This window comes from Cupriavidus alkaliphilus, assembly GCF_014191175.1.
GTDB lineage: Bacteria > Pseudomonadota > Gammaproteobacteria > Burkholderiales > Burkholderiaceae > Cupriavidus > Cupriavidus alkaliphilus.
Genome location: NZ_JACHWE010000007.1, coordinates 69917 through 83468 on the forward strand (window position 1 = coordinate 69917; position 13552 = coordinate 83468).

General features: G+C 69.2%; 9 protein-coding genes. 4 read left to right on the top strand and 5 right to left on the bottom strand.

Going from position 1 to position 13552, the window contains the following annotated elements; all coding sequences use genetic code 11:
* Positions 1–83: 83 nt before the first annotated feature.
* The gene (locus FHX60_RS21700) at positions 84–1406 is read right to left on the bottom strand and encodes an MFS transporter (protein WP_183284583.1); all 1323 of its coding nucleotides are present in this window, start codon (positions 1404–1406) and stop codon (positions 84–86) included.
* A gap of 61 nt (positions 1407–1467) precedes the next feature.
* Positions 1468–2589 (bottom strand): M20 aminoacylase family protein, encoded by a 1122-nt coding sequence (locus tag FHX60_RS21705; protein ID WP_221210104.1) that lies wholly within the window; start codon positions 2587–2589, stop codon positions 1468–1470.
* 172 nt (positions 2590–2761) lie between these two features.
* Here FHX60_RS21705 and FHX60_RS21710 point away from each other — a divergent pair, with 172 nt between their 5' ends.
* Entirely contained in the window at positions 2762–3721 is a 960-nt protein-coding gene (locus FHX60_RS21710) for a LysR family transcriptional regulator (protein WP_183284585.1), read from the top strand.
* A 111-nt stretch (positions 3722–3832) separates the two neighbouring features.
* On the opposite strand, the gene FHX60_RS21715 is transcribed toward FHX60_RS21710, so the two are convergent.
* Positions 3833–4453, bottom strand: coding sequence for a flavodoxin family protein (locus FHX60_RS21715; RefSeq protein ID WP_183284586.1), 621 nt, complete (start codon positions 4451–4453; stop codon positions 3833–3835).
* Positions 4454–4767: 314 nt separating this feature from the next.
* On the opposite strand from FHX60_RS21715, the gene FHX60_RS21720 reads away from it, so the two are divergent.
* From FHX60_RS21720 to treF, 3 genes are all read left to right on the top strand, one after another.
* A complete protein-coding gene (locus FHX60_RS21720) occupies positions 4768–6954 on the top strand; it encodes a TonB-dependent receptor family protein (protein ID WP_183284587.1) in 2187 nt (728 codons plus the stop codon).
* A gap of 101 nt (positions 6955–7055) precedes the next feature.
* Complete coding sequence (gene mdtD / locus FHX60_RS21725; protein ID WP_112776376.1) at positions 7056–8480, top strand: multidrug transporter subunit MdtD; 1425 nt, start codon at positions 7056–7058, stop codon at positions 8478–8480.
* A gap of 130 nt (positions 8481–8610) precedes the next feature.
* Positions 8611–10398 carry an alpha,alpha-trehalase TreF gene (treF, locus tag FHX60_RS21730; RefSeq protein WP_183284588.1) on the top strand — a complete coding sequence of 596 codons (1788 nt, stop codon included), beginning with the start codon at positions 8611–8613 and terminating at the stop codon, positions 10396–10398.
* An 18-nt stretch (positions 10399–10416) separates the two neighbouring features.
* On the opposite strand, the gene FHX60_RS21735 is transcribed toward treF, so the two are convergent.
* Both FHX60_RS21735 and FHX60_RS21740 read right to left on the bottom strand, forming a co-directional pair.
* The gene (locus FHX60_RS21735) at positions 10417–11346 is read right to left on the bottom strand and encodes a siderophore ABC transporter substrate-binding protein (RefSeq protein ID WP_183284589.1); all 930 of its coding nucleotides are present in this window, start codon (positions 11344–11346) and stop codon (positions 10417–10419) included.
* A gap of 73 nt (positions 11347–11419) precedes the next feature.
* Complete coding sequence (locus tag FHX60_RS21740; protein WP_183284590.1) at positions 11420–13408, bottom strand: ligand-gated channel protein; 1989 nt, start codon at positions 13406–13408, stop codon at positions 11420–11422.
* Between the last annotated feature and the right edge of the window lie 144 nt (positions 13409–13552).

The following is a 13552-nucleotide window of genomic DNA, read 5'->3' on the forward strand; positions in this document are numbered from 1 at the left end:
GCGAAGGCGACCTGCGGGGGCAGCGTCCGGATGGGCCGCCCATGCCAGGGAATGCGGCCGATGCATCCCGGGCTGTCCGTGACTCAATCCAGCCGCTTGCCGGCGGTCTCCGGCACCATCGCCAGCCCGACCAGTGAAAGCAGGCCGCAGCCGATCACATACAGCGCCGGCGCGCTGGCGTTGCCGGTCAGCCCGATGAGCCAGGTAGCGATCAGCTGGGCAAAGCCACCGAATACCAGCACGCCGATGCAATAGACCACCGACAGCCCGGTCGCGCGGATGCGCCGCGGGAACAGTTCGGTGATCAGGACCACCGACGGCACCGTGTTCAGCACCAGCAGCAGGGCCAGCGTCGCAACCACCGCCAGCAGCATCGCCAGCGACGGCCGCGCGTTGAGCAGCATGAAGGCGGGATAGACCAGTGCCAGCATGGCCACGCGCGACCAGAGGATGGCAGGCTTGCGCCCGATCCGGTCGGAGAGACGGCCGGCATACGCGGACAGCGCCACCTGTACCAGCGCGGCGACGCAGCCGGCGGACATGCTGAGCCCGAGCGGGATCTTCAGCACCGTCACCGCGTAGCTGGTCATGTAGTGCAGCACGATATAGGTCGCCGAGGTGCCGCCGATCGTCACCAGTACGCCGGCCGCCACGACGCGGCCGTGGGCGCGGAAGATTTCGCTCAGGCCGGCGCATTCATGGCCCCTGCCGTCCGCAGCCGGCGCTGCGGCGGTTTCCTCCAGATGGCGGCGGATATAGAGGCCCAGCGGGATGACCAGGATGCCGATGGCGAACGGCACGCGCCAGCCCCAGCTTTGCAGCGCGTCGGCCGACAGCCCGTTGGTCAGCGACAGGCCGACCACCGCGCCGAGCAGCACGCTGACGCCCTGGCTGAACAGCTGCCAGCTGCCGTAGTAGCCGCGTGAATGGTCATCGGCATACTCCATCAGCAGCGCCGTGGAGGCGCCCACTTCCCCGCCCAGCGCGAAGCCCTGCAGCAGCCGCGCCAGCACGATCAGCAGCGGCGCGGCCATGCCCGCCTGCGCATAGGTGGGCGCCACCACGAACAGCAGCGAGCCCAGCCCCATCAGCCACAGCGTCAGCGCCATCGCCGGCTTGCGCCCGACCCGGTCGGCATAGAGTCCGATCAGCAGGCCGCCGAGCGGGCGCGCGACAAAGCCCACGCCAAAGGTCGCCAGCGACAGCATCAGCTGGCCAATACTGCCGGAAACCGGAAAGAACAGCTTGCCGATCAGAACGGCGAAGAAGCTGTAGACGGTGAAATCGTAGAACTCGAGGCCATTGCCGATGGTGATGGCGGCAATCACGCGGCGGCGGGGCGCGGCGCGCGGGACCGGCGCGACGAAGGCGCCGTCCAGCGGCTGCGCGGGAAGTGGTGTCGACATGGTGTCTCCGTAGAAGGTGGCGCCGGCCTCCGGGCCGGTCTTGGCAGATGGCGGGCGCTGGTCAGCCCAGGTAGCGTTCGACCAGTTTTACCCAGTAGGTGGCCGCGAGCGGCAGGCAGGCGTCGTTGAAGTCATAGCCCGGGTTGTGGACCATGCAGCCGCCCTCGCCGTCGCCGTTGCCGACGATCAGGTAGCAGCCCGGGCACTCTTGCAGCATGAAAGAGAAATCCTCGCTGCCCGTCAGCGGCACCATGTCGTCGATCAGCCCATCCTCGCCCAGCCAGTCGCGGGCGACCTCGCGTGCCATCGCGGTGGTGGCCGGATCGTTGACCAGCACGGGGTAGCGGCGGTCGTAACGCACCTCCGCACTGGCGCCAAAGCTCTCGGCCTGCGCCTGCGCCAGCGCAGTGATGCGTGCCTGCAGCAGGTCGCGCACCTCGGCCTTCAGCGCGCGCACCGACAGGCGCAGCTCGGCGCTTTCGGGAATCACGTTGGGCGCCTGGCCGGCTTCGATCGCGCCAACGGTCACGATGGCCATGTCGAGCGGGTTCACGTTGCGCGCGACCACGGACTGCAAGGCCATCACCATCGACGCGCACGCCACCACCGGATCGACCGCCCGGTGCGGCACCGCACCGTGGCCGCCGCGCCCGTCGACGCGGATCGTGACGGTATCGGACGAGGCCATGAACGGACCGCCCAGGAAGCCGAACTTGCCGGTGGGGTGGCCGGGCATGTTGTGCAGCGCGAAGACCGCATCGCACGGGAACAGGCGGAACAGGCCGTCGCGGATCATCTCGCGGGCGCCGCCCATGCCTTCCTCGGCCGGCTGGAAGATGACATGCAGGGTGCCGTGGAAGGGCTTGTATTCCGCCAGGTAGCGGGCGGCGGCCAGCAGCGTGGCGGTATGGCCATCATGGCCGCAAGCATGCATCTTGCCGTCGAGCTTGCTGGCATACGGCAGGCCCGTGGTTTCCTGGATCGGCAAGGCATCCATGTCGGCGCGCAGGCCGATGGCGCGGCCCTCGCCATGGCGCAGCGTGCCGACCACGCCGGTGCCGCCGAGTCCGCGATGTACCGCATAGCCCCAGGCCTGCAGGCATTCCGCCACCAGCTCGCTGGTGGCGAATTCCTCGAAGCCCAGTTCGGGATGGGCGTGGATGCGGCGGCGCAGGTCCACCATCTCCGCTTCGATGGCGCGAATGCCGGGCAGGACAGGATCGGGATGCAATGGAGTCTCCGTGGAGGCGTTGGCGGGGAACGGTGTGGACCGATCTTATGCAGTGCCCGCAGGTGCCGCCAGCCGCAATACTGTTATCCTGACAACCATTGGTTGTCACCCTCCCCGAGCCGCCATGCCGATGAAACTGCACCAGATCCAGGCCCTTGTCGCGGTGGCCGATGCCGGCAGCATCCGCGCCGCTGCGCGGCTGGTCGGGCTGTCACAGGCGGCATTGACCAAGGCGCTGCGCGAGCTGGAAAGCGAAGCGGGCCTGCCGTTGCTGTCGCGCACCGCCAGCGGCGTGGCGCTGACTGAAGCGGGGCAGCGCATGCTGGGCCATGCCAGGCTGGTGGTGGGGCAACTCGCCCGCGCCAGTGAGGAACTGGCTACGCTACGCGGCGAAGGGGTGGGCCGGGTGAGCCTGAGCGTCACGCCGTGGGTCATGCTGACGTTCCTGCCCCGCGTGCTGCTGCGCTTTCGCGAACGCATGCCGGGCGTGCAGGTGGAGATCTTCGAAGGCCTGACCGCGGTAGCCTTGCCCCGCTTGCGCGAAGGTACCCTGGACTTCGCGGTGGGGCCATTCACCGCGGCCATGTCCACGCAGGAGTTCGAATGCGAGCCGCTGCTTGGATACACCGCGTGCGTGATCGCGCGGCGCGGCCACCCGTGCGCGGAGGCGCGCTCGCTGCACGAACTGCTGGAGCAGGACTGGGTCGTCAACTACACCGCGGCCAGCTACGAGCCGTTCATGCGCAACCTGTTCTGGCAGCATGAAGCCCGTATCGATCCCGCGCGCCTGCATTGCGCGCACTCGACCGCATTGCTGCTCGAGTTGGTCCGCAATGCCGGCATGATCAGCTATTGCCCGCGTCCGCTGCTTTTGGCCGAGCCGATGCGGGGCTGGGTCCAAGCCCTGCCACTAGCCGAGCGGTTCGAGACCAGCCGGCTTGGCATCATTACACGCCATAACGCCGTGAGCAGTCGAGCGGCGCAATGCTTTATCGACTGCCTGCTGCAGGAAATCCGGCGCCGCGCGCGTTCGGCGGCGCAGAAGGACATCGAATTGTTCGATGCACTGGAGGTGCTTTACTGAGCGTCACGACTGGCGCCAGGACCAGGCCTGGGACCTCCAGGCCGGTGCTGTTCTTGCCTGCCGCGCTAGGACAACACCCGGACCGGCCAGCGTGCGACGCGCTCACTTCTCTCAGGCAGCTTCCTTCAGTGCCGCCAGCGCCTGCCGGCCCGCGACCAGCTGCTGCGCCACTTCGGCCACGCGCGCGCCCAGGTGTTCGGCGGTACGCAGGTCCGCCGGCGGCGGCGCCACCTCGGCGCTGGCATCCGCATCCGACTGCGCGGCCGCACCCAGGAAGAAACCATGGCGATTCAGCACATCCTCGGTCGACTTCGAATTGTTGTGGCCCGAAGGCAGGCCCAGGTTGACCCAGTGCATGCCGTGCTGCGCCGCGAAGATGGCGATCTGCTGCAGCGTGGCCAGCTTGTCGCCGGAGCGCGAGGCCGCGTTGGTAAAGCCGGCGGCTACCTTGTTGGCCCACTTGCCGCCCTTGGCGAACACGTTGCGCGAGGTCGCGTCCATAAAGCCCTTGAACTGGGCCGAGGCACTGCCCATGTAGGTCGGCGCGCCGAAGACGATGGCATCGACCTGTTCCAGGGTATCCCAGTGCTGGTCGATGTCTTCGACCGGGATCAGCAGGCTTTCGGCGCCCGCCACACTGCCGGCGCCGCGGGCGACGGCCTGGGCCTGCCTGGCGGTGTGGCCGTAGCCGCTGTGGTAGACGATGGCAACGCGGGTGGAGGTGGTGGTCATGATATCGGGTCCCTTTAATTTCGAAAATCTGAATATGCTTGTGCTGCATCGCCTCCTTATCGTGGCGGGCAATGCGGCGGCTGGTGAGGAAAGTGTAGGGGGGTGAAACGCCGCTGGCAGGGGCGGTTCTGCAATAAGTTGTTGAAATTTTCTGAATATCTGTCCGAGGGGCGGTCCCGCCAGCCGATCCACGGGTTTTCCCGGCGGCGCCGCGCGTAGCCAGCATGGCGCGGCCGGGATAAAGTTGCGCTATATCCGCTCACGCCCGGCGCTGCCCGGCTTCGCGCCCCAACCCGCAACCGCTCCCGATTCCCATGAACCCAGGCGGCAGGCAGATCCCGGCGGTGAGGCCACAGCGCCGTCCCCCTTCTCGTTTCCTTGCCGTGCGCACGCTGGCGTGCGCGGCGCTGGCGCTGGCCGGCGCGGCGCGGGCCGCGGATGCGCCCGGCACGGCCGTTGCCGCGGCCACCGGCGAGACCTTGCCCGACGTGGTAGTCAGCGCCACCCGCAGCGAGCAGCGCCGCTTCGACGCGCCCGCCGCGATCGACAGCGTGCCGGTCGATCCGCTGCGCAGCGCCACGCCGCTGGTGAACCTGTCGGAGGTGCTCGCCGGCGTGCCCGGCGTGGCGGTGCGCGACCGGCAGAACTATTCGCAGGACCTGCAACTGTCGGTGCGCGGCTTCGGCACGCGTTCCACCTTCGGCGTGCGCGGCGTGCGGCTGTATGTCGACGGCATTCCCGCCACCATGCCGGACGGGCAGGGGCAGGCATCGACGGCGGACCTGGCCAACGCCAGCCGGGTCGAAGTGCTGCGCGGCCCGTTCGCGCAGCTGTATGGCAATGCCTCCGGCGGAGTGGTGCAGGTGTTCACGCCGGATCCGCCCACGGATGGGTTCACCGGGCGCGTCTCGACCGGCTTAGGCGCCGACGGCCAGTGGCAGGCCGGGGTGGCGCTGGCCGGCGGCAATGACCGGCTCGGCGGCTCGCTCGATGCGTGGACCTACCAGACCGACGGCTATCGCGAGCACAGCGCGGCGCGCCGCTACCAGCTCAATGCCAAAGTGGTGGCGCAGCCGGCCAGCGGCACGCGCGTGACCGGGCAGTTCAATTACTTCAACCAGCCGCTGGCGCAGGACCCGCTCGGCCTGACCCGCGCGCAGGCCGATGCCGACCCGCGCCAGGCAGTGGCCGCGGCCACCCAGTTCGATACCGGCAAGACCGTCGAGCAGGCGCAGGCCGGGGTGGTGGTGGACCATCAGGTCAGCGGCACCGACAGCCTGTCGGCACGGCTGTACGGCGGCACGCGCAACCTGTACCAGCGGCTGGGCTTCAGCGGCGCCGCGCCGACGTCGTCCGGCGGCATCGTCGACCTCGACCGCACGTTCGGCGGTGCCGCGCTGTCCTGGAACCGGCGCACCACCACTGCCGCAGGTCTGCCCTTGCTGTGGAGCGCCGGGCTCGAAGCCAACGGCATGCGCGACGGCCGCAACGGCTACGTCAACCAGAACGGCACCCAGGGGGCGTTGCGCCGCGATGAAACCAATACCGCGACCGACATCGGCGCCTTCGCGCAGTTCGACTGGACCTTCCATCCGGCCTGGCAACTGGTGGGCGGGGCGCGCGCCAGCCGGGTGCGGCTGGGCATCGACGACCATTTCATCACCGCGGCCAGCCCCGACGACAGTGGCCACGCCAGCTACAGCAATGTCAGTCCGGTGCTCGGCGTGGTCTGGCACGCGCTGGATTCCCTCAACGTCTACGCCAACCTCGGCCGCGGCTTCGAGACCCCGACGCTGACCGAGGTCGCCTACGGCCCCGGCGGCGTCGGCAGCAACCTCGGTTTGCAGGCATCGACCAGCCGCCAGGGCGAGATCGGCATCAAGTGGCAAGGGTCGGGGCAGCGCCTGGAGGCTGCGCTGTTCGATGCCGACAGCCATGACGAGGTGGTGCCGCAATCGAACAATGCGGGGCGCACCGTCTACCAGAATGTCAGCGGCGTGCGCGGGCGCGGGCTGGAGCTGGGCTGGCGCGGCGGCTTTCTCGGGCAGGTCGGCACGCCGGGCCAGGGCGGCGGCAGCCGGATCGAAGCGGGGCTGGCCTATACCTGGCTCAATGCGTACTTTGGTGATGGCTTTATCAATGCGCAGGGCCAGGCGGTGGCGGCCGGCAACCGCCTGCCCGGCACCGCGCGCCACAGCCTGGCAGCAGACCTGTCGTGGCGACCCGTCGCGCCGCTGACACTGGGTGCCGAGCTGCGCGTCGACAGCCGCGTCTATGCCGACGACCTCAACACCCAGGCGGCGCCGGGCTATGCCGTGTTCAACCTGCGCGCGGGCTATGCCTTCCGTATCGGGCCGACGCGTTTCTACCTGTTCGGCCGTATCGACAACCTGGCCGACCGGCGCTACATCGGCTCGGTGATCGTCAACGAGGCCAACGGCCGCTACTTCGAGCCGGCACCGGGCCGGCGCTTCTTCATCGGGCTGCGGGCCGCGCTGTAAGCGCCGCGCCGATTGCCTCGGCCGTCGTTGCCCTTTAAGGTGTTGGCTTTGGCCGGCGCGCACCGTGTCACGGCGGCGGCGGCCGGACCCGGAGCCGTACCATGACCTCGCCCGCGCCCGACGACCGCACCCGCCGCATCATGCTGTGGGTGGTGGCGGTCGGCTTCTTCATGCAGACGCTGGACTCGACCATCGTCAACACCGCGCTGCCGTCGATGGCGCATAGCCTGGGCGAGAGCCCGCTGCGGATGCAGTCGGTGGTGATCGCCTACTCGCTGACCATGGCGGTGATCATCCCGGCCTCGGGCTGGCTGGCCGACCGCTTCGGCACCCGCACCATCTTCCAGGCCGCGATCGCGCTGTTCGTGGCCGGCTCGCTGCTGTGCGCCTACGCGCCGACGCTGAACTTCCTGATCGGCGCGCGCGTGGTGCAGGGCGTGGGCGGCGCGATGCTGCTGCCGGTGGGGCGGCTCTCGGTGCTGCGCACCTTCCCGCGCGAGCAGTACCTGCAGGCGCTGAGCTTTGTCGCCATCCCCGGCATGATCGGCCCGCTGATCGGGCCCACGCTTGGGGGCTGGCTGACCCAGGCGCTGTCCTGGCACTGGATCTTCCTGATCAACGTGCCGGTCGGCGTGCTGGGCGCGCTGGCCACCGTGCGCTACATGCCCAATGCGCGGCTGGCCGGCGTCGGCCGCTTCGATCTCGCGGGCTACCTGCTGCTGGCGACCGCCATGCTGGCACTGTCGTTCTCGCTCGACGGCCTGGCCGGGCTGGGCTTCCAGCACGCCACCGTGCTGATGCTGCTGATCGGCAGCATGGCCGCGCTGACGGCCTACGGGTTGCACGCCAACCGGCGCAAGCAACCGCTCTTCCCCTTGCGGCTGTTCCGCATCCACAGCTTCAGCGTCGGGCTGCTGGGCAACCTGTTCGCGCGTATCGGCAATGGCTCGATGCCGTTCCTGATCCCGCTGACGCTGCAGGTCAGCCTGGGCTATGCGCCGCTGGACGCCGGCCTGATGATGCTGCCGGTCACAGCGGCCGGCATGGCGTCCAAGCGGCTCGCCACGCGGCTGATCCAGCGCCATGGCTACCGGCGCGTGCTGGTGTCGAACACCTTCGTGGTAGGGTTGGTGATGGCGGCCTTCGCGCTGATCACGCCGCAGCTGCCGCTGTGGCTGCTGGTGCCGCTGCTCGCCGTGTTCGGCATGGTCAATTCGATCCAGTTCACGGCGATGAACACGGTCACGCTGAAGGACCTCAGCGGCGCCGGTGCCAGCAGCGGCAACAGCATGCTGTCGATGGTGCAGATGCTGTCGATGAGCCTGGCCGTGACGGCGGCAGGGGCGTTGCTGGCGACCTTCCAGCACCGCTTCGGCGGGGATCCCGCCGCGGTGCTGCCGGCCTTCCATGCCACCTTTATCTGCATGGGGCTGATCACCTGCGCGTCGGCCTGGATCTTCATGCAGCTGGGCGTGCGCGAGGCCGCGCCGGCGATCCCGGTGCAGCATGGCGAGAAGGAGGTGTAGCGCGCGCAGCGTTTCGGCCTGGGCGTGGCACATGCGGCGCTTTGCGCCGCGGCGGCGAACTTACCGTGCGCTTTGCGGCTCCCATTTCTATCCCATTGGAGCCGGCCGTTGCCGGTACAAGGAGGCGTCCATGCGGCCGACCGGTAAGCCCGATTCCGAACCCGCGGTGCCACCGCCGCCCGGCACCGCCACCAGCGGCAGCACGGTGCCGAGCAGCGCCCCGGCCACGCCCGATGGGGCCGGCGCCGTGGCCGGGCCCGCCGCGGCGCCCGGCCAGATCCATGCGGCGGCGCAGCCGGATCTGATCACGCACCGCGACTGCCCGCCGCCGCACGCGCTGCCAGGCTGCGCGTGCGCCGACATGCTGTCGCCCGCGGCACGCTATTGCGAACTGTTCGTCGACGTCCAGCACAGCGGCCTGTTCGCCGACAGCAAGACCTTCCCGGACTGCATTCCCAACTGCGACCCCGACCTGATCGTGGCGCGCTATCGCGCGACCCGCGACACGCCCGGCTTTTCGCTGCCGGATTTCGTGCAGGCGTATTTCACCCGCGCCACCGTGCCGGAAAGCCACTACGTGTCTGACCCGGCCAGCACCTTGCGCGAGCACATCGACGGCCTGTGGCCGGTGCTGACGCGCGAGCCAATGGCCCATCCGCCGCTGTCGTCGCTGTTGCCGCTGCCGCACCGCTACGTGGTGCCGGGCGGGCGCTTCGGTGAACTCTATTACTGGGACTCCTACTTCACCATGGAAGGGCTGGCTCGCAGCGGGCACGGCGACCTGATGGTGGAGATGACGCGGAATTTTGCTTACCTGATCGATCACTACGGCCTGGTGCCCAATGGCACCCGCAACTACTACCTGAGCCGCTCGCAGCCGCCGGTGTTTGCGTTGATGGTGGACTTGCTCGAACGCGAGCAACTGGCCAGCGCGCAGGACTTCCTGCCGCAGCTGCGCCGCGAATATGCGTTCTGGATGGACGGCGCCGACGGCCTGTGTCCCGGCCATGCGCACCGCCGCGTGGTCTGCCTGCCCGGCGGCGCGCTGCTCAACCGCTATTGGGACGACCGCCCATGTCCGCGCGAAGAGGCTTTCCTCGAGGACATGGAGACCGCGCTGCGCAGCGGCCGCCCGCACCATATGGTGTTCCGCGACCTGCGCGCCGCGGCGGAGTCGGGCTGGGACTTCAGCTCGCGCTGGCTGGATGCGCCCGACCCGGCCGCCGGCCAGCCCGCTGACCTGGCCACCATCCGCACCACGGCGATGCTGCCGGTCGATCTCAATGCGCTGCTGTGGCACCTGGAAACACGGCTTGCCGCGCTGTGCGAGCGCGCCGGCGATGCCGCGGCAGAGGCTTACCGCGCCGCGGCGCAGCGGCGCGAGGCCGCCATCCTGCAGTACCTGTGGGACGAGGCCGCGGGCGTCTTCATCGACTACGACTGGTGCCGCGGCGCGCCGCGCCGGTTTCTCACCGCCGCCACCGTGATGCCGCTCTATCTCGGCCTGGCCAGTCCGGCGCAGGCGCAAGCGGTGGCGCAGGCGGTGCAGGAGCGGCTGCTGGTCGACGGCGGCCTGGCCACCACGGAGTGCACCTCGGGCCAGCAATGGGACCATCCCAACGGCTGGGCGCCGCTGCAGTGGCTGGCGGTATGCGGCCTGGAGCGCTATGGCCACGCGGCCCTCGCGCGCGAGATTGCGCGGCGCTGGCTGGCCACCGTGGCCAGCCTGTACACCCACGAATGCAAGCTGGTCGAGAAATACCGCATCCGGCGGATCGAAGGGGCCGCCCAGGGCGGGGGCGGCGGCGAGTATCCGTTGCAGGACGGCTTTGGCTGGACCAATGCGATCGCCGGTGCGCTGATGGCACGCTACGGCGAGGTGCCGGCTACTTGCCGCGCGGATGGGGCGGCGAGCTGAGCCGCGCGTGCCTTGCGGTCAGTGTTGCCGCGCGAGCGCGTCGGCGATCTGCTTCACGTTGTCTTGCATCGCGCCCAGCCCGGCGCCGCCGAGCAGGTACCAGTTGGCGGGATCGAGGTACAGCACCTGGCCGCGCTGCCAGGCGCGCCCGCCCTGCAACGGCGCCACGTCGAGCAGTTCCTGTGCCGAGGGACCGGCGCGGCCGATGGCGGCATCCCGGTCGATCACCAGCAGCCAGTCTGGATCGGCCTGGCGGATCTCCGCCGGCGTCATCGGCATGCCGCGCGCGCCTGCGTCCGGCGCGGTGGCCAGCGCCGGACGCAGGCCGAACGCCGCATGGATCACGCCAAAGCGCGTGCCGGGTGGCTGTGCGCTGATCTTGCCGCCGGTGGTCAGCACCACCAGCGCGGTACCGGCGCCCGCCGCCTGCGCCTGCAGGCGCGCCACCGCGGCGCGCAGCGCCGCAACCTGCTGCGCGGCCCGGGCCTGGCGGCCGGTCAGCTGGCCCAGCAGTTCCGCTTGCGCGGCGACGCTGCCGACCAGGTCATCGCGGGACGGGCTCAGGTCCAGCGTGGGGGCCAGCTTCGCCATCGCTTCATACTTCGATGCCGAGCGCCCGCCGACCACGATCAACTGCGGCGCCAGCGCGCGCAGGGCGTCGACGTTGGGCTCGCTGGCAGAGCCGAGCCGGGTGTAGCGCGCATCCTGGTAGATGCCGAGCATGCCGGGCAGCTTGCCGTCGGGCACGCCGGCCACCGGGGCGTCCAGCACGCGCAGGGTGTCGAGCGTGGCCAGGTCGAACACCGCGATCCGGGCGGGATGCCGGGGCACTTCGGTGATGCCCTGCGCATGCCTGACCGGCAGCGCCTGCGCGGGAAGGGCGGGTGCAAGCATTGCCGCCGCGCAGGCGGCCAGCAGGCGCCGCCGGGTGGGTTGGTACTTCGTCATCGGGATTCCTCTTGGAGATGAATGCGCCCGGCCGGCGCGCACGGGCGCGGGGACGCACGACAACAGGGCGGGCTCAGAACTTGACCGCCACGCTCATCCAGTAGCGCCGGCCATCCTCGACATAGCCGTAGTCGGTGTAGTTCACCTGCTTGTCGAAGAGGTTGTAGATGCCAGCGAACAGCGACACGTTCCTGGTGAGCGCGTAGGTCGCGCCCAGGTCGACAAAGGTGTACGAGGGCGCCACCACCGTGCTGGAAGACGGCCCGGTGATCGGCTGGCTTTCCTTGCCGCGATAGTTGACGCGGGCCCAGGCGTTGAGCTTTTCCGACGGGCGCCAGTTCAGCGTGGCCACCAGCAGATGCATCGGCAACTGGTTCAGCGGCTGGCCCTGGTACTGGCCGGTCTTCTGTTCCGACCGGGTGTAGGTATAGCTGCCGGTCAGCGACCACGCCTGCGCGATGGGCCAGCGCAGGCTGGCTTCCACCCCGCGCGAATAGGCCCGGTCAACGTTCATGTACGTGGTCGGGGCGGCGCCGAACTGGTTGGGCCCGTCCGTGCATTGCGTGAGCGGGCAGGCCACGCGCGTGATCTTGTCCTTGAAGTCATTGTTGAACAGCGTCACGCCGGCCTGCAGGCCATTGCCCTTGTCATAGAGCAGGCCGAGTTCCTGCGACACCATGGTCTCGGGCTTCAGGTCCGGGTTGCCATACATGTTGCCGCCGCGGCTGGTCTGGCCCCAGCCGGCCACGGTCTGGCGCAGGTCCGGCGCGCGGAAACCGGTGGACACGCCACCCTTGACGGTCCATCGCTCGGCCGCGTGCCAGACGCCATACAAGCGCGGGCTGTAATGCTGGCCGAAGTTCTGGTCGTGGTCCATGCGCACGCCGCCGGTCAGCGCAAAGCTTTGCGCCAGGCGCCACTCGTCTTCGGCAAACAGGGCCCACTGGTAGCGCTCGACCCGGTTCGGCCCGCCGGCGATCTGGTTGCCGGTCTGGTCGTTCAGGCGCTGGTTCAGGTATTCGGCGCCGACCGACAGCATGTGGCTGCCCAGCGGCATGGCCCAGCTGGTGCGCGCATCCAGGTTCTTGATCTTCATCTGGCGGCTGCGGTTGTCGAACTCCTCCTGCTGGATATAGCTGTCGGAGACGCCGAAGCCCCAGCGGCCGGTATGCGACAGCGCGTATTTCTCGCTGCGGTAGTCGGTCTCGGACGAGGCCGGGCAGCCGGTGCGCGGGCAGGGCGTGCCGGGCGGCAGCGGCGGCACGGTCTTGCCGACGGTCTCGCTGCGCTGCTGGCGCATGCCGGTGGCTTCGAACACGATGTCGTGCTGGCGCGTGGGCGTCAGTGCCAGCTTGGCCGTGAGGCTTTCCGCGCGGCGGCCGCGGAAGCCGTGGTCGATGTCGTCTTCGACCCGGTGCGTGCTCTGGCCGTACAGCTGCAGCCCGAGCAGGTCGCTCTTGAGCGGGCCGGCCAGATAGAAATTGCCCTGGTAGAGATTGCCGGAGTCGCTGTGCTGCTGCAGCGTGGCATCGCCGCGCAGTTCGCCGGTCCATTGTTTCGGCACCTTGCGCGTGATGATGTTGACCACGCCGCCCATGGCATCGGAGCCATACAGCGACGACATCGGGCCGCGCACCACTTCGATCCGCTCGATCGCGGCCAGCGGCGGCGTCCAGCTGCTCTCGACACCGGACGAATCGGAGTTGGTGCGGGTCTCGCGCGAACTCTGCCGCTTGCCGTCGATCAGCACCTGGGTGTACTTGGCGCCCATGCCGCGCAGGCTGATATCAGTGCGGTCACCGCCGCCGCTGACGATCACGCCCGGCACTTCGACCAGCGCGTCGTTGATGTCGCGGTAAGCCTTGTTTTCCAGATCCGCGCGCGTGACCACGCTGATCGACGCGGGCGCATCGCGGATATCCTGCGCGCTGCCGGCCGCGGTCACCACCACGGTGGCCAGGGTGGCTTCCGCCTTGGCTTCCTGCGCCTGAGCCCAGGCCCCCGTGATGCCCGAGGCCGCGCATACCGCTGCCAGCCTCTTCACCCACTGCGCTCGCAGCATGCCCTGCGGCAATGCCGTCCCGACCGCTGCCCGTGCTGCCGCCCTCAATGCCCATCCGCTTCCGGCGGCCTGCCTGTCCGTCATTATTTTCCCCGCTGTATGCAAATAACAATCATTCTCATATTAGAATCGGGGATGCAAATT

Bases quoted from the DNA above. Each gene is read 5' to 3' on its own strand.
- FHX60_RS21720 (WP_183284587.1), top strand. From the start codon at position 4,768: ATGAACCCAGGCGGCAGGCAGATCCCGGCGGTGAGGCCACAGCGCCGT.
- FHX60_RS21700 (WP_183284583.1), bottom strand. From the start codon at position 1,406: ATGTCGACACCACTTCCCGCGCAGCCGCTGGACGGCGCCTTCGTCGCG.
- treF (WP_183284588.1), top strand. From the start codon at position 8,611: ATGCGGCCGACCGGTAAGCCCGATTCCGAACCCGCGGTGCCACCGCCG.
- FHX60_RS21715 (WP_183284586.1), bottom strand. From the start codon at position 4,453: ATGACCACCACCTCCACCCGCGTTGCCATCGTCTACCACAGCGGCTAC.
- FHX60_RS21710 (WP_183284585.1), top strand. From the start codon at position 2,762: ATGCCGATGAAACTGCACCAGATCCAGGCCCTTGTCGCGGTGGCCGAT.
- FHX60_RS21735 (WP_183284589.1), bottom strand. From the start codon at position 11,346: ATGACGAAGTACCAACCCACCCGGCGGCGCCTGCTGGCCGCCTGCGCG.
- mdtD (WP_112776376.1), top strand. From the start codon at position 7,056: ATGACCTCGCCCGCGCCCGACGACCGCACCCGCCGCATCATGCTGTGG.
- FHX60_RS21740 (WP_183284590.1), bottom strand. From the start codon at position 13,408: ATGCTGCGAGCGCAGTGGGTGAAGAGGCTGGCAGCGGTATGCGCGGCC.
- FHX60_RS21705 (WP_221210104.1), bottom strand. From the start codon at position 2,589: ATGGTGGACCTGCGCCGCCGCATCCACGCCCATCCCGAACTGGGCTTC.